Below are 22,116 nucleotides of genomic sequence, written 5' to 3'. Positions count from 1 at the left end.
ATAATTTATGGCTGACAGTAAATTTAAAGTCACGATTATTACCCCTGACGGCACTGTTTACGACAATGATAATGCCACGATGGTCATCATGAACACAGCTGGTGGTCAGATGGGGATCATGGCCAATCACGTGCCCCTAATTGCCGCGTTGGAAATCAGCACCGTCCGTATCAAGCACAGTGAAGGCACTGCCGAAGTTGCTGCCGTCAACGGTGGGATCATCCAATTTGATGGTCACCAGGCCCTGATCGCTGCTGATAGTGCCGAAATGCCGGAGGAGATTGATATCCAGCGGGCAGAAGAGGCTAAGAAGCGGTCCGAGTCCGAGATTGAAAAGGCCAAGCGCGAACACAATCAAGATGAATTGGCGCGGGCGGAGGTTCACCTTAAGCGGGCGATCAACCGTTTGAACGCTTCCAAGCTCATCAAAAAATAGAAACTCGCCGACATAAACGAGTTTTACTAGATAAGGGATTGCATCACGGCAACGTGAATGCAGTCCTTTTTTTCGGTTGCTAACGGCTGGAATGTTCTTATAATTGAGTGGGAAGGGCAGCTAATTATTTTAATTCGGTTAAGCTTTATCAATATGGCCGCCCAGCTAGTTATGATATGATAAAATACAAACGTTTGTGAGGAGGATATCGCTTGGAACTGACGGGAATACATGCACTAATCGAGATCGTGGTTCAGCTACTATTCGTGTGGCTGGCCTTTAACGCCATCCAGGAATTTCATGTTGAGCGCTTCTTTAAGCACCCGCCCCGCACCCTGCCACTGGCCATTGTATTGGCGGCCACGGCGGTGGGTTACCTATGCGCCAGCTTTTTTCTGAATATTATCAGTGCAATTGGTAACTTAGTGTATCTTGTTCGCTAGGAATTGAGGTAGTAAACGATGGAGAAAATGGTAATCAAGGGCGGTCGGCGTCTTACCGGCCGGGTCCACATTGAGGGCTCAAAGAATGCGGCGCTGCCGATCCAGGCGGCCAGCCTGCTCGCAACGGTCGGTAGTTTCCGCCTGACCAACGTGCCACCACTATTGGATATCATTACCATGAACCGCCTGCTTAAGTTCTTGGGCGTGGCGGTAGCCTTTGATGAGGCTAAGCATGAGCTCTTATTGGATGCCCAGCAGCCGGTGGCTAACGAGGCACCGTTTGAGTACGTCGACGAGATGCGGGCTTCCCTATTGGTAATGGGGCCTTTGCTAGCCCGGACCGGTCACGTCAAGGTGGCCTTGCCTGGGGGCTGTGCAATTGGCTCACGGCCGATCGACCTCCACATCAAGGGACTAACAGCGCTTGGTGCCCGGGTTGACCAACGTGACGGTTACATTGAGGCCCGGGCCGACCAGCTGACCGGGGCTAGGATCTACCTCGACTTTCCTAGTGTGGGCGCCACCGAGGACCTGATGATGGCGGCAACCCGGGCCACCGGAATCACCACGATTGAAAATGCCGCCCGGGAGCCTGAGATTATCGAACTGGCCAACTTCTTAAACAAGATGGGGGCCCGGGTCCACGGTGCCGGCACGGCGGTTATCCGTATTCAGGGGGTCAACTTCCTCCATGGCTGTGAGTTTCGCCTGATGCCGGACCGGATCGAGGCTGGGACCTTCATGATTGCCGCGGCGATCACCAACGGGGACGTCCTCGTGGCCGACACGATTGCCGAGCATAATGCCTCCCTGATCGCCAAAATTGAGGAGATGGGGGTGACCGTCATTCGTCAGGACGACGGTATCCGGGTTCTCGGCACGGCGGTTTTGCTGCCGACCAACATCAAGACGATGCCCTATCCCGGCTTTCCAACTGACCTGCAACCACAGATTTCGGTTCTTCAGCTCCTGGCCAACGGGGTCAGTACCTTGGACGAGCGGATTTTTGAGAAGCGCTTCATGCACCTTGAGGAACTACGGCGGATGAATGCCAAGTTCCAGATCAGCGGACCGGTGGCGGTTCTAGATGGCCCGACTGAGTTTAGTGGGGCCGAGGTGACCGCCTCCGATTTGCGGGCGGGCGCGGCCCTTGTTCTGGCCGGCCTGGCTGCTAAGGGAATCACCCAGGTACGCAACGTCACCGAGATTGACCGGGGTTACTACCATTTCCAGGAAAAGCTCCACGCCCTTGGCGCCATGATCGACCGGATCGACATCGTAGATAAGTACAAGTTGTCACCGGGGCATCCGACGAACGAAACTAACCATGACTGACCCGCAGCACGGGTGATATTGTGGTATAATACGAACGATATTAACTTAGAATAAAGAATTTCTCACGAGAAGGAGCAGTAAATAATGGCACAAGATATTGGTATTGATTTAGGAACAGCCAACGTGCTGATCTACGTTCAGGGCAAGGGGATTGTCCTGAACGAACCTTCCGTTGTTGCAATTGACACCCAAACCAACAAGATCCTGGCGGTTGGCTCCGAGGCCTACCGGATGGTGGGGCGGACGCCAAGCAACATCCGGGCTATCCGGCCATTGAAGAACGGGGTGATCTCCGACTTCGACGTGACGGAGGAGATGTTGGCTTACTTCATCGGTAAGCTGAGCGTCAAGGGCTTCATGTCCAAACCAAACATCATGATCTGCGCACCAACTAACATCACCGAGATCGAACGCAAGGCGATCATTCAGGCCGCTGAGCAGTCTGGTGGTGGCAAGGTTTATCTGGAGTACGAGCCTAAGGTGGCCGCTATCGGTGCCGGACTTGACATCTTCAAGCCACGCGGCAGCATGGTTATCGATATGGGTGGTGGTACCAGTGACATCGCCATCCTCTCCTTAGGTGACATCGTCTCCAGCCGGTCGATCCGGATGGCTGGTGATAAGCTCAACAACGACATCGCGGCCTACATCAAGGACCAGCACGGCCTGGTCATCGGTGAACACACCGCTGAGAATATCAAGATGAAGATTGGGACGGCCCTGAAGTCCGATAATCCGGCCGAGATGGATGTCCGGGGCCGTGACGTGGCCAGTGGGATGCCAAAGCAGATCACCGTCAATGAAAACGAGATCGAGGAGGCCATCCACGACACCCTGGAACAGATCCTGACGGCCACCGTCAACGTCTTAGAGACGGTCCCGCCAGAACTGGCCAGTGACATCATTGACCGGGGCATCGTATTGACCGGTGGGACGGCCCTCTTAAAGGGGATCGACCAGCTCTTTAGCGACCGGCTCAAGGTCCCCGTAGTTGTCTCACAGAGTCCATTGGACAACGTGGCTAAGGGAGCCGGCGAGATGCTGGAACGGATGCAAAAGACTGATCGGAAAAAGTAAGTGATGGTTCAGGTATTATGCAAAATGGTGCGGTGGTACCAGCGCACGATCTCGATACGCCGGCAGATTCGGGTCTGCCGCTATTACCCCAGTTGTTCCCAGTACATGCTGGAGGCTTTGGAGCGCTTTGGCCTGAAGGGGAGCCTGCTGGGGATTGCCCGGATTATGCGCTGCCACCCGTTTGCGCGCGGGGGGTATGACCCGGTACCTGACCATTTTACTTTTCGACGCAAATACTAGGTAAAAGGTGAAATCGTGGCTAAAAAAGACAAAAAAATTGAAGTAAGTGTTAAAGATATTGAACGGCAGAATCAACCGGTTCAGCAGATCTTTATTGGTGAACGGCTGATCGGTGAGGTGGTAACGGATAACGATCGTTTCAAGGCCCTGTTGACGGCGGATTCGAGCGAGTTCTTCGTTCATTCGCAAGAAGAAGGCCTGGAGATGGTTCTCCAGCAGTACCACCTGCATCAGCACTAATGCGGTACCGTTCTCTTTGAAAATAACTGAGTAAAGGAGTTAGGTAATGCAACGTTCGCAAAGTGATGAAGAAAGTCGGATCGACTGGGGGATCATCTTCTGTGTCCTCCTCCTGGCCCTGATCGGCCTGGCCTCGATCTACGTGGCAGCCGTCCACGACCGCCAGCAGACCAGCGTGGCCCGGCAGGTGATTACCCAGCTGGTCTGGTATGCGATCGGGACAATCCTGATCGTGGTGATCATGCAGTTTGACTCGGAGCAGCTCTGGAAGCTGGCACCGATCGTTTACTGGCTGAGTATCTTCCTGATGTTTGCCATCTTGGTCTTCTATAGCCGTTCGTACTACGCCAGTACGGGGGCAAAGAGCTGGTTTGCCATCGGGCCGGTTACCTTACAGCCTTCGGAAATTATGAAGCCGGCCTATATCCTGATGATGGGGCGGGTGATCACCACCCACAATAACCGCTACAGCGTTCGGACTGTCCAGTCTGACTGGCATCTGATTGGAACGATGTTTCTCTGGTTACTACCGATCCTGATCTCCCTGCACTTCCAGAACGACTTCGGGACGGCCTTGGTCTTCTTTGCCATCTTCTGTGGGATGGTTCTGGTTTCCGGGGTTACCTGGCGGATCATCGCTCCGGCAGCGATCGCCCTGGCGGTGGTCGGGGGCTCGGCCCTGGCTATGGTGACCTCCTCAGTCGGTCGGCGGATCCTGGAGCATGTTGGTTTCCAGGCCTACCAGTTTGACCGGGTTGACACCTGGCTGCATCCGGAGCAGGATACGACTAACCAGGGCTATCAGCTCTGGCAGAGTATTAAGGCGGTCGGCTCCGGTGGGATCACTGGGACCGGGTTCAACAATTCTAAGGTTTACGTGCCGGTGCGGGAGTCGGATATGATCTTCTCCGTGATTGGGGAAAACTTCGGCTTCATCGGTGGCGTCCTCCTAATCTTGATCTATTTACTCTTAATTTATCTGATGATTCGTGTTACATTTGATACGAAGAATGAGTTTTACGCCTATATCTCAACCGGGGTCATCATGATGATCCTTTTCCACGTTTTTGAAAACATTGGGATGAACATTGGATTACTCCCGCTGACGGGGATCCCGCTCCCGTTCATTAGCGCCGGGGGATCTTCTTTGATCGGGAACCTGATCGGGATTGGGATGGTAATGTCGATGCGTTACCACCACCATTCTTACATGTTTAGCAACAAGAAAGAGTTTAGATAGTGGGGTATTAGATAGATTATGGCTGCAAAGAACAACTACTTTTGGACCAAGAAGCTTGATAATGGCAACACCCGGGTGGGGTTGAATGACCAGGGGCGTGACGACCTGGGCCAGATCAGTTTCATCGACGTACCGGCTGTGGGCACCGTCCTGGAAGATGGCGGCAAGTTTGTCGCTGTCGAGGCGGAGAAGGCGGTTACCGACCTGGACAGTCCAGTTGCCGGGAAGATCGTGGCGGTCAATGCTAAGGTCGTTGATGACCCGGCCGGCCTGAGTTCTGCCGATGAGGAACAAAATTGGATCGTTGAAGTTAAGTAATGAGATACCATGAAGCAATCGCTAATACAGCTTGGCGGTTGCTTTTTTGATTGGCCCCATTGGCGGCAACAGTCAATCATGTTATACTTAAGGTTCTAGGATTTACGGATGAAATAAAAAATATGTAAGGTGGTATTTTTAATGGCTAAGAAGTTACGAATTGCACTGCTCTTCGGTGGCAACTCCTCTGAGCATGACGTCTCCAAGCGTTCGGCCCACAACATCTATGATGCCCTCGATAAGGACAAGTATGACGTAAGTCTGTTCATGTTCACTAAGGACGGGATCCTGCTGGACAACGCGGCTTCCCAACGGATCTTCGACGGGGAGCCAGAGGATACGGTGGTCAAGGATGCCTATGCCAAGATGGACCTGACCCAGCCCCTCGCCCCAATCATGGCCCTGAATGAACTGAAGACGATCGACTTCTTCTACCCGGTCATTCACGGTAACCTTGGTGAAGATGGGACTATCCAGGGCCTCTTCAAGCTCCTGAATAAGCCCTACATTGGTTCCAATATCGCAGCGAGTGCGATGGCCTTCGACAAGGACCTGACCAAGAAGATCCTGACTGAGGCCGGGATCCGGAATACCCCATATGTTCTGTTGACGCCAGAGAACCGGGCTGACTACTCGTGGGGACAGATTGAGGAACGCCTCGGTGACCTCGTCTTCATTAAGCCGGCTAAGCAGGGTTCCTCTGTCGGCATCCACCGGGTCACCAACGCCGATGAGTACGAGGCGGCCTTAGACGACGCCTTCAAGTACGACTTCAAGGTCCTGGCCGAACAGGGTGTGCCTAACCCTCAGGAGGTTGAGATTTCGATCCTTGGTAATGAACACCCGATTGCCTCCAAGCTGGGGGCGGTCCGGGTGCCAGCCGGCGACCCGTTCTACGACTATGAGAACAAGTTCGTCGATGCCAGCGGCGTCGTCTTCGAGTTGCCAGTTAAGCTGCCCCAGTACCTGACCGACGAGATCACCGACATGGCGCTAAAGGCCTATAAGACTCTCGGTATGAAGGGGATGGCCCGGATTGACTTCCTGGTCGACGAGAACAACGTGCCGTACCTGGGTGAACCTAACACCCTGCCAGGTTTCACCAACATCAGCCTCTACCCGCAAATGTGGGAGGTTTCAGGAATCAGTTACTCTGAACTGATCGACCGCCTAATTCAGCTGGGGCTGGAGGAGTTCAAGCGCAACAGCCAGATTACCTATGACTTCAAGGAGCTGGGGACAGAGCGCGTTGGTAAGAAGAAATTTAATTAAAATTTTTTTGAATAATATTGTTAAAAATGAGCTGTGATGCTAAGATAATTAGTGTTATTGCCCATTTTTGTTTTTAAAGTAAAACTAAATCCGGCAATGGGCAGGTAATAGTACGGGTAAAAGAAATGGCAAAGAGCTAAATGCTGGTGTTTAGCCTATAATGGGTGTTATAATGCCGACAGTAAGTAATTGATACTTTGTTGTTTTAAGTAACCTGAGAGAGATAATTTATTTGAGGAATGATAACCAATGAAACTCCGTGGAGACGTTTTAAAACAAATTCGCCGCAAGAGGGGCTTGTCGCAGACCGCATTAGCCGAGGGCATCTGTACTCAAGCGACGATTAGCTTGATGGAAAAACAAAACCGATTACCAAAGATGGACATCTTGACTGCAATTTGTGAGCGGTTAAATATTTCGTCAGATCGGATCGTCGAAAACGAGGTCAGTGGGGTCAACGATACCTTCAATAAGGTCATCGACATGCTGACGGCGCACGAGTATGATAAGGCCGAAGAGATGCTCGATGCGGTCAAGGTCAAGCAGCTGGATAGCGACTTTGATAAGCAGCGCTACTACTACTTGTTGGGGATGGTCCAGGTCGAAAATGACCAGATTGACGATGCCATCTTTAATTTTGAATTAGTCTTGACCCAATTTGCGACGACCAGTGCCAACATCTACCTGGCCATGACGACGGCCGGGATGGCGATGGCTTACCTGAAGCGTAACGACCGTGAACGGGCCATTCGATTGACCAACCGGTCGGTCAAGCTGATTGACAACAAGAAGCTGATTGGGAGCCTGCACCAGTGGGCATCGATCAACGACCAGATCGCCAACCTCTACCTTGAGCTGGGTGATCCGGATAGTGCCATTGAGATGGTCAACCGGGGGATCAAGATGTGCCGGGCTCACGATTCCCTTTTCCTACTCGATGAGCTCTATCTATGCCTGGGTCGTTGCTACATCGCCAAGGGTGAGCAGGAGGATGCCAAGCAGGCTCTGGAGATTGCCAAGAGCCTCAGCATCGCTCGTCACGGTACCTTGATGGAAGAAGACATCGAGACCGAGCTGGAAAAGCTACAATAAATTTTAACAGCTATTATTAAGAAGAACCATGTTCAGTGTTGACTGGGCATGGTTCTTTTTTTGCCCAATTATTGTTACGGACAAATATTTTAAATAAAAAATTGGACCCCTGACCATGGACCTTATAAAGACCGAAGCCTTCCTGAGGTATTTGCTGGCCGTCAGCGAGGGTGAGCATTTTAACTTGATTATTCACGATTACTTGCTTCCTTTACTTGAGTGCCTTGGTGGAATTACCGACGATCATCGGTACATCATAGGTCTTAGAAGTGACCTCTTCGCCGTTAATCATTTTCAGAATCATCTCGCCGGCATCCCGGCCAAGGCGACGTTTCGAGTGGTCGACGGTGGTTAGGGTCGGTGAGAGTACCTGGGCCATGTCATAGTTATCGAAGCCAACCACGGAAACATCATCGGGGACTCGCCGACCGGTCTTCTGGAGGTGGCCAATCAGGTGGGTAGCTAGCTGGTCGTTATAACAGGCGATGGCTGTCAGGGTTGCCGGACTAGCTAGGACGTTATCGACCCGGTCGATGATGTCATCATAGGAGTCGGCGGACTGATACATAATGATATTGCTGTTCATTAGGGGGATTCCGGCAGACTGGTATGCCTGGATCATTCCATGCATTCGGTCGACCCCCTGCTGGTCGTCAACCTGGAAGACACCGAGAATCCGTTGGTGGCCGAGTTGGAAGAGATATTCGACCAGGGCCTGCTCGCCCTTCTTATCGTTGGTCAGCAGGGTTGGGAAGGTCAGCTCTGGGTAGGTTGAGTGGAAGAGGATGGTCGGGATCTTGTACTCGGTGATCTGCCGGTAAAGGTCAAGGTTTGGATTGGGAAGGGCGCTTTGGGATGGTTCGATGATCAGACCAGCGATCTTCAAGTCGAGCATGTTGAGCAGGGTTTGGCGACCACGTTGGGGACTGTTGAGGGTGTTTCCGACGATGATTGAATAGCCCTTGTCGGTGATGACGCTGTCGATTCCCGAAATAATGGAAGGAAAGATGTAGTCGGCCATGTGGGTACTGATGACCCCGATAATTTTATTAGTGTCATTGGCCGTCCAATCCCGTTGCCAGTCCTGAACAAACATCCCGCCCCCCTGGATGCGGTAGACATAGTGCTCGTTTTCCAGGTCCCCAATGGCCCGCCGAATTGTGTAGCGGGAGACGTTGAACCGCTGCATCAGTTCGCTTTCGGTGGGGAGCTTCTGGTTGATCTGGTACTTGCCGTCCATAATTTCTTTCCGGAGGGTTTCTTTGACAATTTCATACTTGTTTTCGACGATAATAAACCACCTTCTTTAACTAATAATGAAAAATGCTCCATAATCCGCGTCCAGCAAAATTATGGGGCATCATCTTGATAAGGCCGGGTTGCCTTATTTCTTATTCTTGTTCTTTGGGTTTGCAATTGGCTTGTTATCGAGGTCGGTCCGGACAACTAAGACATCACAGATTGCCATCCGGGTGACGTATTCGGTAACGGAACCGATCAGAATCCGCTCAACTGCGTTCAGACCAGTGGCCCCAATCATAATCAAATCGGCGTTCATTTCTTTTGGAACGTCGCGTGCGATGATGGTCTTCGGTGCCCCGTATTCGATGGAGTAGCTGACCTTGTCGACACCGTTCTTCTTGGCGTAATCAACGTACTTATCGAGGGTCTTCTTGGCAGTGTCGGTGACCTGCTCAACCATCGAGGTGTCGAAGCTGGAGATGTTCTGGAATGCCCGCGTGTCAACGACGTGAAGCAACCGTAACTCAGCATCTTCACCGTTTCGCTTGGTAACGGCAACCGCCTTCTTAAAGGCTAATTCGGCTTCTGCGGATCCATCAACTGGAACCAAAATGTGTTTATATTCTTGTGCCATGTTTAGTGCCTCCTCATAATCCTTTACCTTATTATACACTTTTCGCAGAATGGGCGTAAAGCAAAGTCAGTGATTCTTTGCGCGAAATTCGCTGGTGATGGTAAAGGCCATCTGGGTCTCTAAGATGCAGCCCAGGACGACCATGATGACGATGAAGGCAACGCTGTTCGTCCAAGCAGCCACTAGGGTGATCAGGCCGAGGATTGTCATGATGATCCCCCAGACCTGGAGTTGACGGTGGACAAAGGGACTCTTGACCGGGTCGAAGATCATGAAGGGCTTGCTCAGGTGGGTGAGAAAGTAAATTCCTTCAAAGAGGGCGATCAGGGCGAAGAGGGTCACGAAGATTGATAAGAGCATCGAAGTCATTCCTTTTTAGATTAAAAATAGCACGGTGACAAAATGAATCATCACCGCGCCACTATGTACGAAAACTCCGTTGGTGCCGTTAATTGTCATTCAGTGTTGACCTGCGTTTAAGACAGGTGGGACACGGCCGCCCAATCGCCAACTACCAAGTGAAAAGGCATGTTGTAAAAAGGACACTGCACTAGTCCCAAAGTAAAAAGACTGTAAGGCAAACCTGCGTTTAGACAACGCGTACACTACAGAATTTTCACCTATTATGTTAGCATCTTTTGTCCAAATAGGCAATCATTTACCCGGATGGCGGTGACCATGCAGGGCCTGCTGCTGGGCCCGGCGGAGTTGCCAGTATTGGCGGTTTAAGGCTTGCTCGAAGTGGCCGTTTCGCTTGGGGTGGAAGTACTGGGCATCCTTGATCCGGTCGGGAAGGTACTGCTGTGCCACCCAGTCCTGGGGATGGTCGTGGGGGAAGTCGTAGTCGGTGCCGTGACCGAGCTTGCCGGCACCCTTATAGTGGGCATCCTTGAGGTGGTCCGGCACGTCACCGAAGCCCCCCTGCTTGACCTGGGTGATGGCGGCGTCAATCGCACTGATTCCCGAATTAGACTTGGGGGAGAGGCAGAGCTCGATCACTGCGTCGGCCAGGGGAATCCGAGCCTCGGGGAAGCCGACTTGTTCGGCGGCCTGGACGGCGGTTACCGCGCGCTGGGCGGCTGGCATGTTAGCCAGGCCAATATCCTCGTAGGCAATCACCATCAGTCGCCGGGCGATGCTGGGCAGGTCCCCGGCTTCCACCAAGCGGGCTAGGTAGTGGAGGGCGGCATCGGTGTCGGAGCCGCGGATAGACTTTTGAAAGGCTGAGATGACGTCATAGTGGGCATCCCCGTCCTTGTCCGCCCCCAGAGACTTCTTCTGGACGCTTTCTTCAATGATCGGCAGGGTCAGGTGAATCCTGCCGTCATCGCCGGGGTCGGTCGATTTGGCAGCCAGCTCTAGACCGTTAAGGGCGCTGCGTAGGTCACCATTAGTCGCGGTTGCCAGCTGCTCCTCGGCGGCTGGCGTCAGGTCGATAGGTAGCTTACCCAGTCCGCGTTTGTCATCCTGGAGGGCCCGGTCGATGGCGACCTTGATATCGGCACTGGTCAGTGGATGAACCGGGAAGATCTGGGCTCGGCTGCGGATGGCTGGGTTGATGCTGATGTAGGGGTTCTCGGTGGTGGCCCCGATCAGGACGATCCGCCCGTTCTCCAGGTGGGGGAGGAGAAAGTCCTGCTTACTCTTGTCCAGACGGTGGATCTCGTCGAGCAGGAGGATCACCGTCCCGCTCATCTTGGCCTCCTCCGCCACGATCTGGAGGTCCTTCTTAGAGTCGGTGGCGGCGTTGAGCTTCCGGAAGGCGTACTTGGTTGAACCGGCGATGGCGCTGGCGATGCTGGTTTTCCCGGTACCAGGTGGGCCATAAAGGATCATCGAGGAGAGCATCTTGGCCTTGACCATCCGGTTGATAATTTTACCGGGGCCAACAAGGTGCTGCTGGCCAACGACTTCATCCAGGGTGCGGGGCCGCATACGGTAAGCGAGTGGGCGCTGCATTACTCTTCCCCCTTCTGGTGAAAGAGCCGGTAGAAGAAGCCGTGGTGCTCATCGTCGGTCTGCTTGGCGGCTGGGTGCTGGCCGACTTTAAATTGGGGGTAGCGCTTCTCGACGTCGACCGGTGACTGGAAGACCCCCGTTTTAGCGGCGACCACGACCGCTAAGGAGTCCGGGTCCGTTTTGAACTCTGGGGCGGTTTTCATGGTAAAGGAGCCACCGTGCTGGTTGGTGGCCAGCAGGTAGGGGTGGATCTCCTCATGGGGAAGGTTACCATTTAAGAAGACCAGGTTGCCAATTCCCCGCTTGAGTTCGGCGACCAGGGCCGGTTGCCAGTTCTGTTCATGTAGCTCCTTGACACTAATTGTTAGGCAGACCCGTTCTCGGAAGGTCCCCAGGTATTTGCGCTGCTCGTCGGGCTTGATCTTCGGCGTTCCGTAGATGGCGTTTTCGATCCGCTGCTCGGCGCCTGATTTTTCGTTGTTTGCTGCCATTGGCTGAACCATCCTTTCTTTATTTGGTGATGATTTCATTATAACAAGTTCGGCCGCCGGATACGAAAAAAGCAGCCCGCGCTGACGAGCTGCTTATCCAGGTTAGTTACCAATGTCTAAGGCCTGGTGCTTGAGATGGGGGAAGATGTGGAGATCCGCCCAACCGGTGATCGCTCCCTGGAAGGCTAGGGCAAACAGGGTCCCAAGTCCGAAGTTATAGATTCCGCCCTGCATGATAGCCGCAATGATGGCCATGATTGTCGGCGGAATGTAGGATGCCCACATCGCAACGGTGGCGTTTCCGTGGCAGTAACGAAAACGGATGATCTGGAAGAGGTCATCAGCTGGGTGCAGGACCAGGTTGGCCCGCTGGTAGATCGAAATAGCGGTGCCGATGAAGGCGACCCCGAGGAAGTTGATCAGCACGTAGAGGATAATCATCGGCAGGGTCGTGGCGTCCGGCATGATCCGGTTGAAGATGTTGGAGAACCACTGGATGAACAGGGAGAACGGCAGCATGAAAATGAAGTTGCCGCCGATCCGTCGCCAGTCCCACTTATGCATCAGGATGGCGTTTAGGACCGCAGTCAACATCCCCAGGATCATGAAGGCCCAGAACAGGGTCGTTGGCCGGTTACCGAGGACGGCAATCCCCAGGTTGTTTTCCGCGGCGGTCCAGTATGCTGAACCCAGGAATTGGGGATGAATGTGGGAACTAGTGACCAGGGTCAGTACGTTCCCCATCGAGTTAATAACAATTGAAAATGCAAAGAATGCCCAGCTGGCCGTCAGCGAGATTGTCCGCTCGGCGACTTGACCATGGGCTGGCATTTCTTCATTCATAAAAAACACTCCTTCTCTTAATCTCTCTCAATAAGTTCGTGAATCACTTCACTCACGTTACGAATGGTAATTTACAACGTTAACCGAAGAATGTCAATGACGGCGGGTGCACTCGCCTAATACTTATAAAAATATTTATTAGAGAATATGCTAACCGGTTGACATACACGTGACAAAATACACGAACGAAAAATTTTAAATAAATTCGCTAAACATGATAGGATCTTAAATATAAGGGGGATGTTGAGATGAAGATTATTTTCGCACCGGCACGGACGATGCGTGTCGACACCGATTCGCTGCCCTACCAGGGCCTACCGCAGTTTTTACCCCAGACCCGGGAGATTCTGGCCTGGATGCGGAGCCTGACCTATGACCAGCTTCGCCGTCTCTGGTGGAATTGCAGCACCAGGCTAGCCCAGCTTAACTACCAGCGGGTTATCGAGATGGACTTGACCCGCCAGCTGACTCCGGCGATCCTAGCCTTCTCTGGGCTTCAGTACCAGTACATGGCTCCAGACGTTTTCACTGACCGGGGCCTGGTATATGTTGAGGACAACCTACGGATCTTATCGGGCTTTTACGGTCTTCTCCGGCCGTTCGATGGGATTGTGCCCTACCGTTTGGGGATGGGGGACCGGGCTCAGGTAGCCGGTAGCAAGAATCTTTACGATTTTTGGGGCTCTCGACTGGCTGATGAGTTGTACCGCGATGACCAGCTAGTCCTCAACCTGGCCTCTAAGGAGTATGAACGGGCGGTGACACCCTACCTGACTGACCAGCGGCGCCTTGTGACCTGCGTGTTTGGTGAGCTGGTCGACGGGCGGGTAAAGCAAAAGGCCACCTTGGCAAAGATGGCCCGCGGCGAGATGGTCCGTTATCTGGCGGAGAATGATATTCACGATCTGGCAGGGGTGAAAGCCTTTGGGGTTGCCAACTACCGCTTTCGCCCTGCATATTCGACGGCAGACCGGCTCGTCTTTACCAAATAAAAAAAGCAGCTCCACCAGGGGGCTGCTTTTTGGTATAAGTAAGTCAATCTTACTTGTTGTAGAATTCAACGATGAGGGCTTCATCGATGTCGGCATCCATGTCTTCACGGGCAGGGATCCGGTTCAACTTACCTTCGAGCTTATCAGCATCGAAGTCAACGTAAGATGGACGTGAAACAACGGCGTCAACCGCGTTCTTGATGATGTCCAGGTTCTTGGACTTTTCACGAACACCGATAACTTGGTTAACATCAACTTCGTATGAAGGGATATCAACGCGCTTACCATCAACGGTGATGTGACCGTGGTTAACCAGTTGACGAGCTTGACGACGAGTAGTAGCCAAACCTAAGCGGTAAACCATGTTGTCCAGACGACGTTCCAGCAGGGCCATGAAGTTAGCACCGTGGGTACCTTCCTTGATCTTGCCGGCACGAACGAACAGGTTGGAGAATTGCCGTTCCGTCATCCCGTAGGTGAAACGCAACTTTTGCTTTTCACGAAGTTGCGTACCGTATTCAGAAAGCTTACCATGACGATCACGACCGTGGTCACCAGGAGCGTATGGGCGACGTGCTAATTCCTTACCAGTACCTGAAAGTGAAACACCAAGACGACGAGATACACGCCAACTTGGACCAGTGTAACGAGACATAAATAAATTCCTCCAATATATTTAGTTGGAGTAAAATAATCCGATTGTGAGCTTGGCATTCGTGCAGGCTGATTTGAATTGTTCACCCTTGCAGCTGGGTTACTAAAAACACCATGCGGCATCAGTCTGTTGACGAGCTTGCCCCTCACTGCTACATTATTTTACACAAAAATGATTATACAATGAGTGACCGGTCGACGTCAATTAATTTGTGGGGAAATGGGGATTTTTAGTAATTCCGCCCTGGTAATCATATGGTATAATTTTCCTAGTATTAGCTGATCTTAAGGCAAATTTGATTGTAGGTGGAGATTGTAATGTTTCAAGTTTTAATTGTAATTTTGATCGTAATTCTCGTCATCCTGGCTGGCATCGTCTGGTACCAGCACCGGGTTCTCAAGCAGGTGCAGGGGATGGTGGTTGCCTGCCAACAGCTGCGTGATAAGAAGATCGAAGAGCAGTTAAAGCAGGCCGACCAGCTCCAGTTGACCGGGGATGCGAAGAAGGAACTCGATAAGCTGCAGACTTCTTATAATAATAAGATTATGCCCCAACTGAAGGCCATCCGAGCAACCGGACAGGACCTTCAGCGGGCGGCCCGGACCACGAAGCTGTTGACGATTGGTGGACCGGTCAATGACCTGCGCGCCGACCTGGCCAAGGTCACGACGACCCTCAAGCAGGTTGAACAGTCCCTACAACATATCGAGCGGCAGAGTAAGGCCCACAAGCAGGCCATCGACCAGATTAAGCAGAATTACCAAAAGTTCCACCAACAACTAAACGAGAAGAGCTTTGAATATGGTGACAGTGCTAAGAAGCTAAACGAAAAGCTGGCCGACCTGGAGAAGCAGTATGACCACTTCGTCGACCTGACCAGGAAGGGGGACCAGGAAGCGGCCCAGGAGGTGCTCACTGACCTTCAGCAGGGCAACCAAGAACTGGCTACCCAGATCAAACGGGTACCAGCCCTTTATAAGCCGCTGGTGACCGAGTTCTCCGACCAACTTCGGGAACTGGCCAGTGGTTATGAAACCCTGACGACGGAACACTACCACTTTACTGAGCCCGACCTCGACTCGCAGATCAAGCGTCTGCAGACCAAGGTTGACGCAACGATGGACCAGCTCAATGATCTCCAGCTAGACGTGGTTAAGCAGGCCAATGATGACCTGGCTGAGCAGATTGACCATGTTTACGCGGTAATGCAAAAGGAGATTGATGCTTGTGACGAGGCCCACCACCTGATCGAGATGATGGGGCGCTTTACCCAGCACGCTCAGCACCAAAACAACGAACTGATTGGTAAGTTGGATCGACTGAGTCTCAGTTACACCCTGAACAATAACGAGTTTGAGCAGGCCCGTCAGCTAAACGAGCAGATTAAGACGATTGTCAAGCAGTACAATGAGGACCAACAAGCGATCCGTGATCGACGGGCGGTTTACAGCCAGATTGTTGATCGGGAGAAGGCCAACCGGGACAGTCTGACCGATATCGAGCAGGAGCAGGGCAAGATCAACGACGCCGTGGCTAAGCTGCAGACCGATGAGCAGCGGGCTCGCAAGATGCTTCAACAGTATTCTGTCCAGATTCGGACGATCCGCCGCCAGGTCGAACAACTCAACCTACCGGGAGTTAGTCAGGAATATATGGACTACTTCTTCGGGGTCAGCGACGAGATCAAGAAACTAGCCGATGAGCTTAATGAGTACAAAATCAACATGGAGAACGTCACCAAGCAGTTGATCATGGTTGAGGCGGACCTGGAGAAACTTCAGGACAAGACCAACGATCTCCGTGATAGTGCCGAACTGACCGAACGCCTCCAGCAGTACGCCAATCGATTTGCGGGGAGTGAGAAGGTTGCGGCGGCCGCTAAGAAGTCCCAGCGGCTGTTTGATCAGTATAACTATGCTGGCAGCCTGGAGGCTATCGCTACCGCCCTGGAGGAAGTTGAGCCGGGGAGCTACAAGCGGATTGAGGATAGCTACTACCAGGAAGTCAATGAATAATCAATCAAAGCATGGACGCAAATTCGTTTGTGGTCATGCTTTTTTCAATGCTCCGTAGCTGATTTTCTGCTATAATATAGAGTTGTTTTAAGAAGAGTCGGACTATTCAATGGCATGCTCGCCAATATTTTGACACGGCATCGGCTCATTTGTCGGTGACGTGGCCAACACAACATCTTATAGGAAAGGAACAGAGTTAATGATTTACTTTGACAACAGTGCTACTACCAAGGTGGCACCGGAAGTTCTGCAAACCTACGATACGGTTAGCCAGAAGATCTGGGGTAACCCGAGCAGCCTCCACAACTTCGGCGAAAATGCCTGGAACCTGCTGGAACAGGCTCGGCAGCAAATTGCTAAGCTGATGGGGGTCAAGCCCAGCGAGATCATTTTCACCAGCGGTGGTTCCGAGGGTGATAACTGGGTGATTAAGGGAACGGCGATGGCTAAGCACCGCTTCGGTAAGCACGTCATCACCACCAGCGTGGAACACGCGGCGGTCCATAACCCGATGGAGCAGCTACGGGAGCTGGGCTTTGACATTACCTACCTGCCGGTTGACCGGGAGGGGCGGATCAACCCCGCCGATGTCAAGACCGCTATCCGTCCCGACACCATCCTGGTCTCCATCATGGCGGTCAATAATGAAATCGGGACCATTCAGCCGATTAAGGAGGTTGGTGAGATCCTGAAGGACTACCCGAACATCCACTACATGGTTGATGCGGTTCAGGCCATCGGTAAGGGAATCGACGACCTGGTTTTCAGCGACCGGGTTGACTTTGCCACCTTCTCTGGTCATAAGTTCCACGCCCCACGCGGTACCGGCTTTGTTTACATGAAGAGTGGCCGGAAGCTAGCCCCGCTGGTTGCCGGTGGCGGGCAGGAACGGACGATGCGCAGCGGGACCGAAAATACCCCGGGTGACGTTGCCATGGCGCGAGCCATCCGCCTGGTTAAGGAAAACGAGACGACCACCGTTAAGCGTGAGCAGGCAATCAAGGAGCGGATCTATGACCACCTCAGCCAGTTCGACCACGTCAAGCTGATCTCCGGTCGGGACCAGGGCTTTGCCCCCCACGTTCTCTGCTTTGCCATCCCCGGTGTCCGGGGGGAGACGATTGTTCATGCCTTCGAGGACAAGGGCATCTATATCTCCACGACCAGCGCCTGCTCTTCGAAGAAGCACGCCGAAGCCGGGACCCTGGCCGCAATGAAGGTTCCTGAAGAGGTTGCCACCAGCGCGGTACGGATCAGTCTCGGTGACCAGAATACCTTGGAAGAGGCCGACCAGTTTAACCAGGTCTTCGATGAACTTTACGCCGGTTTTCAGAAGATTATTGATTAATTAAAACAACCACTATTTGAAAGGAGAAATTGCGCGTGCAATACACCGAAATTATGGTCCGCTATGGTGAACTATCCACCAAGGGCCATAACAAGAAGTCATTTATCGACCGTCTGGGCGTCAACGTCCGGCACGCCCTGCACAGCTTTGACCAGGTCAAGGTTCACGCCCAACAGGACCGCCTGCATGTTGAACTCAACGGGGCGGACTACGACCAGGTGATGAAACGGTTGAAGCTGGTTTTTGGTATCCAGAACTTCTCCCCGTCAATCCGGGTTGATAAGTCCTTTGAGGCCACGGCCAAGGCGGCGGCCCAGATGATTGAGGAACAGGTTGACCACCCGATCACTTTTAAAGTAGAAACGCGGCGATCTGACCACTACTTTGAGTTGGATACCTTTGCGATGAATAACCAGCTAGGTGGTTACCTGCTAGAGAAGTTTCCTGACAAGCTGAAGGTTGACGTCCACCATCCCGACCTGACACTGCGGGTGGAGATCCGGCTCAACGGGATCTACCTTTCTAGCGAGACGATCAAGGGGGCCGGTGGGATGCCGGTTGGCACCGCTGGTAAGGGCATGATGATGATGTCCGGGGGTATCGACTCCCCAGTTGCCGCCTACCTGGCCATGAAGCGGGGTGTTTCCCTGGAGATGGTCCACTTCTACAGTCCGCCGTACACCAGTCCCCAGGCGCTTGCTAAGGCCCAGCAGCTGACGGAACGGCTGGCTAAGTACAGTGGTAACATCCGCTTCATCCAAGTGCCGTTTGCTGAGATCCAGGAGACGGTCAAGGAGAAGGTTCCCGAGGGCTACCTGATGACGGTCCAGCGGCGGATGATGCTCCGCCTGGCCGCTGCCCTGATGGTTAAGCGTCACGGCTTGGCAATTTTCAACGGGGAGTCCCTCGGTCAGGTGGCCTCCCAGACAATGGAGAGTATGCTGGCCATCAACGACGTCACGACCTACCCAGTCCTGCGGCCAGTCCTGTCCTACGACAAAACCGAGATCATCAAGATTGCCGAACAGATCGGTACCTACGACCTCTCCATCCTGCCGTATGAGGACTGCTGCACGGTTTTCACTCCACCGTCGCCAAAGACTCGGCCAAGTGTGGAGCGCGCTCGCAAGTACGAGCAACGCTTAGACATTGAGGGCCTGATGAAGCGGTCGCTGGACGGTATTAAGATTACCAATATCCACCCGGGTGAGGACTTCCTTAACCAGAATGAGGATGTTTTTGCCGAATTGCTGTAATCGGTGCTTGACGCTTGGCGATAATTTAGCTATGATACAAGCATAATATAAGCGATGACCGAAATAGTAACGGAGTACCACGATTCACCAGAGAGGGTTGCTGCTGGAAAAACCCGGATTAGCTTCGCAAATGTAGTTCGGGAGCTGGTTCGCTGAATTTCAGTAGGTGGGCCCGGTTCATTTACCGTTATTAAATGAGTAAGTGGAGTAGTCATTGGCTGCTCAACGTAGGTGGTACCGCGAAATCAATCGTCCTATCTGGTTAGATAGGGCGATTTTTATTTGGTCACCGTTCTTATGTCAGAAAACTAATCTTGAGAATTTGAAAGGAGCGATTATACGATGACAGCCGATAAGGAAATGTCAACAAAGTATGATCCGACCGCCGTCGAAGCCGGTCGTTACCAATGGTGGATTGACCAGGGCCTCTTCAAGCCGAGTGGCGATAAGAAGGCTCACCCGTATTCAATTGTGATTCCGCCGCCGAATGTTACCGGGAAGTTGCACCTGGGCCACGCCTGGGACACGACCCTGCAGGACATGCTGATTCGCCAGAAGCGGATGCAGGGCTACGATGTTCTCTGGTTGCCGGGGATGGACCACGCCGGAATTGCCACCCAGGCAAAGGTCGAAGCCCGTTTACGCAAGCAGGGGATTTCCCGCTATGACCTCGGTCGGGAGAAGTTTGTTCAGCAGGTTTGGGACTGGAAGGATGAGTATGCCGACATCATCCACAAGCAATGGGCTAAGCTCGGGATCTCCGTCGACTACGACCGCGAGCGCTTCACCCTGGACGAGGGACTGAACAAGGCCGTCCGCAAGGTCTTCGTCGACCTCTACAAGAAGGGGTTGATCTACCGAGGAACCTACATTATTAACTGGGACCCGCAAGCCCGGACCGCCCTGTCCGATATCGAGGTTATCCACAAGGACGATAAGGGAGCCTTCTACCACGTCAAGTACCCATTCACGGATGGGACAACTTTCAATGGCAAGGACTATATCGAGATAGCCACGACCCGGCCGGAAACCATGTTCGGTGACGAAGCTGTGGCCGTCAACCCGAACGACGACCGTTACAAGGAGTTGGTCGGCAAGCACGTCCGGGTTCCGTTGGTTGACCGGGAGATCGAGATCATTGCTGACGACTACGTTACGCCGGACTTTGGGACTGGGATGGTGAAGATTACCCCTGCCCATGACCCGAACGACTTCAAGGTCGGCAAGCGTCATAACCTGCCAGAACTGAATACGATGAACGAAGACGCCTCGATGAACGAAAACGCTGGCAAGTACCAGGGAATGGACCGGTTCGAGGCCCGTAAGGCGATGGTCAAGGACCTGACCGACCAGGGCTACATGCTCAAGGTGGTTCCAATCGTTCACTCTGTTGGTCACTCTGAGCGGACCGGGGTTCAGGTGGAAGCCCGCCTGTCAACTCAGTGGTTTGTCAAGATGAAGCCATTGGCTAAGCTGGCTCTTGACAACCAGAAGACGGCTGACAAGGTCAACTTCATTCCGGGCCGGTTCGAGCACACCTTCACCCAGTGGATGGAAAACGTCCATGACTGGGTCATCTCCCGTCAGCTCTGGTGGGGGCACCGGATTCCAGCCTGGTACCATAAGGGGACCGGCGAAGTCTACGTCGGCATGGAGGCCCCAAAGGATGCTGAAAACTGGACCCAGGATACCGATGTGCTGGACACCTGGTTCAGTAGTGGTCTGTGGCCATTCTCCACGATGGGTTGGCCAGATACTGATTCACTGGACTACAAGCGCTACTTTCCAACCAGTACCCTGGTTACCGGCTATGACATTATTTTCTTCTGGGTATCCCGGATGATCTTCCAGTCCCTGGAATTCACCGGTAGGGCTCCGTTTAAGAACGTCCTGCTGCACGGCTTGATTCGTGACGAACAGGGCCGGAAGATGAGCAAGTCCCTGGGGAACGGGATTGACCCGATGGATGTCATCAAGAAGTACGGGGTCGACGCCCTACGGTGGTTCCTGATCACCGGGTCGACACCGGGTCAGGACATCCGCTTCTCCTACACCAAGATGGATGCAGCTTGGAACTTCATCAACAAGATCTGGAACGCTAGCCGTTACGTCATCATGAATCTTGGTGATATGCCGGCGCCGGTCCTGCCTGACAAGTCCAAGTGGGACCTGGCCGACCGCTGGATCCTCAGTCGGTTGAACGCCACCATCAAGCAGGTCAACGAACAGTTTGATAAGTTCGAGTTTGGTGAGGCTGGCCGGGCCCTGTACAACTTCATCTGGAACGACTTCTGTGACTGGTATATCGAAATGACTAAGGAGAAGCTCAACAACGGGACGGCTGAGGAAAAGGCCAACACCAAGAACATCCTGGGTTACGTTCTTGACCAAACCCTGAAGCTGATGCACCCGATCATGCCATTCGTTACCGAGAAGCTCTGGCTGTCAATGCAACACGAGGGAGAATCGATCATGGTCGCTAAGTACCCAGTAGCCGACGCCGCCCTTGATGACCCGGCAGCTACTGAGCAGATGAGCAACCTGATCGAGATGATCAAGGCGGTCCGCAACATCCGGAACGAGGCCAATGCCCCAATGTCCAAGCCGGTTGACATCCTGGTCAAGGTTGACAACCAACACCTCGGCGATATGCTGAATGCCAACCGGGACTACATCGACCGCTTCTGCCACCCCGCAGAGTTGACCATCAGTACCGATGTTCAGGCACCTAAACTCGCCATGTCCGGCATTCTGGTCGGGGCCGAGGTCTACATTCCGATGGCCGAACTGGTCGACCTGGATGAGGAACGGGCTAAGATGAAGAAGGAGATTGCCAAGCTAGAAAAGGAAGTTCAACGCTCCCAAAAGAAGCTGGGCAACGAGAAGTTCGTCAATAATGCTCCTGAGAAGGTTGTTGAAGCTGAGAAGCAGAAGGCTGTCGAATGGCAGCAGAAGCTGGATTCGGCTAAGGAACGGCTTGCTTCCTTG

General features: G+C 53.0%; 22 protein-coding genes, 1 pseudogene and 1 other annotated feature. Of the genes and pseudogenes, 15 read left to right on the top strand and 8 right to left on the bottom strand.

Going from position 1 to position 22,116, the window contains the following annotated elements; translation table 11 throughout:
• Positions 1-7: 7 nt before the first annotated feature.
• The 10 genes from FD34_RS04375 to FD34_RS04335 all read left to right on the top strand — a co-directional run bounded on the left by FD34_RS04375 (position 8) and on the right by FD34_RS04335 (position 7,693).
• Entirely contained in the window at positions 8-436 is a 429-nt protein-coding gene (locus tag FD34_RS04375; protein ID WP_057807134.1) for a F0F1 ATP synthase subunit epsilon, read from the top strand.
• A 212-nt stretch (positions 437-648) separates the two neighbouring features.
• Positions 649-879, top strand: a complete 231-nt coding sequence (locus FD34_RS04370; protein WP_057807132.1) for a DUF1146 family protein — start codon at positions 649-651, stop codon at positions 877-879.
• Positions 880-897: 18 nt separating this feature from the next.
• The gene (gene murA / locus FD34_RS04365; protein ID WP_057807130.1) at positions 898-2,214 is read left to right on the top strand and encodes a UDP-N-acetylglucosamine 1-carboxyvinyltransferase; all 1,317 of its coding nucleotides are present in this window, start codon (positions 898-900) and stop codon (positions 2,212-2,214) included.
• Between the two features lie 84 nt (positions 2,215-2,298).
• Complete coding sequence (mreB, locus tag FD34_RS04360) at positions 2,299-3,291, top strand: rod shape-determining protein (RefSeq protein ID WP_057807127.1); 993 nt, start codon at positions 2,299-2,301, stop codon at positions 3,289-3,291.
• 3 nt (positions 3,292-3,294) lie between these two features.
• Positions 3,295-3,531, top strand: a complete 237-nt coding sequence (gene yidD / locus FD34_RS08405; RefSeq protein ID WP_083479855.1) for a membrane protein insertion efficiency factor YidD — start codon at positions 3,295-3,297, stop codon at positions 3,529-3,531.
• A 15-nt stretch (positions 3,532-3,546) separates the two neighbouring features.
• The gene (locus FD34_RS04355; protein ID WP_057807125.1) at positions 3,547-3,771 is read left to right on the top strand and encodes a DUF2969 domain-containing protein; all 225 of its coding nucleotides are present in this window, start codon (positions 3,547-3,549) and stop codon (positions 3,769-3,771) included.
• A gap of 46 nt (positions 3,772-3,817) precedes the next feature.
• Positions 3,818-5,011 carry an FtsW/RodA/SpoVE family cell cycle protein gene (locus FD34_RS04350; protein ID WP_057807123.1) on the top strand — a complete coding sequence of 398 codons (1,194 nt, stop codon included), beginning with the start codon at positions 3,818-3,820 and terminating at the stop codon, positions 5,009-5,011.
• Between the two features lie 18 nt (positions 5,012-5,029).
• The gene (locus FD34_RS04345; RefSeq protein ID WP_057807121.1) at positions 5,030-5,329 is read left to right on the top strand and encodes a glycine cleavage system H family protein; all 300 of its coding nucleotides are present in this window, start codon (positions 5,030-5,032) and stop codon (positions 5,327-5,329) included.
• Between the two features lie 141 nt (positions 5,330-5,470).
• The gene (locus FD34_RS04340) at positions 5,471-6,601 is read left to right on the top strand and encodes a D-alanine--D-alanine ligase family protein (protein ID WP_057807119.1); all 1,131 of its coding nucleotides are present in this window, start codon (positions 5,471-5,473) and stop codon (positions 6,599-6,601) included.
• A gap of 249 nt (positions 6,602-6,850) precedes the next feature.
• Positions 6,851-7,693: a helix-turn-helix domain-containing protein gene (locus tag FD34_RS04335; protein WP_057807117.1), complete on the top strand. Its 843-nt coding sequence runs from the start codon at positions 6,851-6,853 to the stop codon at positions 7,691-7,693.
• Positions 7,694-7,796: 103 nt separating this feature from the next.
• On the opposite strand, the pseudogene FD34_RS08770 reads toward FD34_RS04335, so the two are convergent.
• The 7 genes and pseudogenes from FD34_RS08770 to FD34_RS04300 all read right to left on the bottom strand — a co-directional run.
• Positions 7,797-7,889 (bottom strand): annotated as a pseudogene (locus tag FD34_RS08770) (aldo/keto reductase); the annotation flags it as partial.
• A gap of 15 nt (positions 7,890-7,904) precedes the next feature.
• The gene (locus tag FD34_RS04325; RefSeq protein ID WP_268872033.1) at positions 7,905-8,984 is read right to left on the bottom strand and encodes a GntR family transcriptional regulator; all 1,080 of its coding nucleotides are present in this window, start codon (positions 8,982-8,984) and stop codon (positions 7,905-7,907) included.
• Between the two features lie 93 nt (positions 8,985-9,077).
• Positions 9,078-9,569, bottom strand: coding sequence for a universal stress protein (locus FD34_RS04320; RefSeq protein WP_057807111.1), 492 nt, complete (start codon positions 9,567-9,569; stop codon positions 9,078-9,080).
• 66 nt (positions 9,570-9,635) lie between these two features.
• Positions 9,636-9,929, bottom strand: coding sequence for a hypothetical protein (locus tag FD34_RS04315; RefSeq protein WP_057807109.1), 294 nt, complete (start codon positions 9,927-9,929; stop codon positions 9,636-9,638).
• A 294-nt stretch (positions 9,930-10,223) separates the two neighbouring features.
• Positions 10,224-11,528: a replication-associated recombination protein A gene (locus FD34_RS04310; RefSeq protein ID WP_057807107.1), complete on the bottom strand. Its 1,305-nt coding sequence runs from the start codon at positions 11,526-11,528 to the stop codon at positions 10,224-10,226.
• Positions 11,528-12,019, bottom strand: coding sequence for a YueI family protein (locus tag FD34_RS04305; RefSeq protein ID WP_057807105.1), 492 nt, complete (start codon positions 12,017-12,019; stop codon positions 11,528-11,530). The genes FD34_RS04310 and FD34_RS04305 overlap by 1 nt, the downstream gene beginning before the upstream one ends.
• A 102-nt stretch (positions 12,020-12,121) precedes the next feature.
• Entirely contained in the window at positions 12,122-12,862 is a 741-nt protein-coding gene (locus FD34_RS04300) for a DUF6198 family protein (RefSeq protein WP_057807103.1), read from the bottom strand.
• 248 nt (positions 12,863-13,110) lie between these two features.
• Between FD34_RS04300 and yaaA the strand changes: the two genes are divergently transcribed.
• Entirely contained in the window at positions 13,111-13,854 is a 744-nt protein-coding gene (gene yaaA, locus FD34_RS04295) for a peroxide stress protein YaaA (protein ID WP_057807102.1), read from the top strand.
• Positions 13,855-13,903: 49 nt separating this feature from the next.
• Here the strand turns inward: yaaA and rpsD are convergent, their stop codons facing one another.
• The gene (gene rpsD, locus FD34_RS04290) at positions 13,904-14,509 is read right to left on the bottom strand and encodes a 30S ribosomal protein S4 (RefSeq protein WP_057807100.1); all 606 of its coding nucleotides are present in this window, start codon (positions 14,507-14,509) and stop codon (positions 13,904-13,906) included.
• 317 nt (positions 14,510-14,826) lie between these two features.
• Here rpsD and ezrA point away from each other — a divergent pair, with 317 nt between their 5' ends.
• The 4 genes from ezrA to FD34_RS04270 all read left to right on the top strand — a co-directional run.
• Entirely contained in the window at positions 14,827-16,524 is a 1,698-nt protein-coding gene (gene ezrA, locus FD34_RS04285; RefSeq protein ID WP_057807098.1) for a septation ring formation regulator EzrA, read from the top strand.
• Between the two features lie 199 nt (positions 16,525-16,723).
• Positions 16,724-17,872: a cysteine desulfurase family protein gene (locus tag FD34_RS04280; protein ID WP_057807096.1), complete on the top strand. Its 1,149-nt coding sequence runs from the start codon at positions 16,724-16,726 to the stop codon at positions 17,870-17,872.
• Between the two features lie 35 nt (positions 17,873-17,907).
• Positions 17,908-19,128 (top strand): tRNA uracil 4-sulfurtransferase ThiI, encoded by a 1,221-nt coding sequence (gene thiI / locus FD34_RS04275; RefSeq protein WP_057807095.1) that lies wholly within the window; start codon positions 17,908-17,910, stop codon positions 19,126-19,128.
• A gap of 45 nt (positions 19,129-19,173) precedes the next feature.
• Positions 19,174-19,388: a binding site (T-box leader), on the top strand.
• Between the two features lie 82 nt (positions 19,389-19,470).
• The coding region (locus FD34_RS04270) for a valine--tRNA ligase (RefSeq protein ID WP_057807092.1) at positions 19,471-22,116 on the top strand (2,646 nt) is incomplete at its 3' end.

The organism is Limosilactobacillus pontis DSM 8475 (assembly GCF_001435345.1).
In the GTDB taxonomy this organism is placed as follows: Bacteria; Bacillota; Bacilli; order Lactobacillales; family Lactobacillaceae; genus Limosilactobacillus; species Limosilactobacillus pontis.
Note: the sequence above shows the minus strand (reverse complement) of the source record. Positions and strands in the feature narration are given on the sequence as shown.

Bases quoted from the DNA above. Each gene is read 5' to 3' on its own strand.
- FD34_RS04375 (WP_057807134.1), top strand. From the start codon at position 8: ATGGCTGACAGTAAATTTAAAGTCACGATTATTACCCCTGACGGCACT.
- FD34_RS04335 (WP_057807117.1), top strand. From the start codon at position 6,851: ATGAAACTCCGTGGAGACGTTTTAAAACAAATTCGCCGCAAGAGGGGC.
- FD34_RS04340 (WP_057807119.1), top strand. From the start codon at position 5,471: ATGGCTAAGAAGTTACGAATTGCACTGCTCTTCGGTGGCAACTCCTCT.
- yidD (WP_083479855.1), top strand. From the start codon at position 3,295: ATGGTTCAGGTATTATGCAAAATGGTGCGGTGGTACCAGCGCACGATC.
- rpsD (WP_057807100.1), bottom strand. From the start codon at position 14,509: ATGTCTCGTTACACTGGTCCAAGTTGGCGTGTATCTCGTCGTCTTGGT.
- FD34_RS04280 (WP_057807096.1), top strand. From the start codon at position 16,724: ATGATTTACTTTGACAACAGTGCTACTACCAAGGTGGCACCGGAAGTT.
- FD34_RS04350 (WP_057807123.1), top strand. From the start codon at position 3,818: ATGCAACGTTCGCAAAGTGATGAAGAAAGTCGGATCGACTGGGGGATC.
- FD34_RS04300 (WP_057807103.1), bottom strand. From the start codon at position 12,862: ATGAATGAAGAAATGCCAGCCCATGGTCAAGTCGCCGAGCGGACAATC.
- FD34_RS04320 (WP_057807111.1), bottom strand. From the start codon at position 9,569: ATGGCACAAGAATATAAACACATTTTGGTTCCAGTTGATGGATCCGCA.
- FD34_RS04345 (WP_057807121.1), top strand. From the start codon at position 5,030: ATGGCTGCAAAGAACAACTACTTTTGGACCAAGAAGCTTGATAATGGC.
- FD34_RS04310 (WP_057807107.1), bottom strand. From the start codon at position 11,528: ATGCAGCGCCCACTCGCTTACCGTATGCGGCCCCGCACCCTGGATGAA.
- murA (WP_057807130.1), top strand. From the start codon at position 898: ATGGAGAAAATGGTAATCAAGGGCGGTCGGCGTCTTACCGGCCGGGTC.
- ezrA (WP_057807098.1), top strand. From the start codon at position 14,827: ATGTTTCAAGTTTTAATTGTAATTTTGATCGTAATTCTCGTCATCCTG.
- FD34_RS04315 (WP_057807109.1), bottom strand. From the start codon at position 9,929: ATGCTCTTATCAATCTTCGTGACCCTCTTCGCCCTGATCGCCCTCTTT.
- mreB (WP_057807127.1), top strand. From the start codon at position 2,299: ATGGCACAAGATATTGGTATTGATTTAGGAACAGCCAACGTGCTGATC.
- FD34_RS04305 (WP_057807105.1), bottom strand. From the start codon at position 12,019: ATGGCAGCAAACAACGAAAAATCAGGCGCCGAGCAGCGGATCGAAAAC.
- yaaA (WP_057807102.1), top strand. From the start codon at position 13,111: ATGAAGATTATTTTCGCACCGGCACGGACGATGCGTGTCGACACCGAT.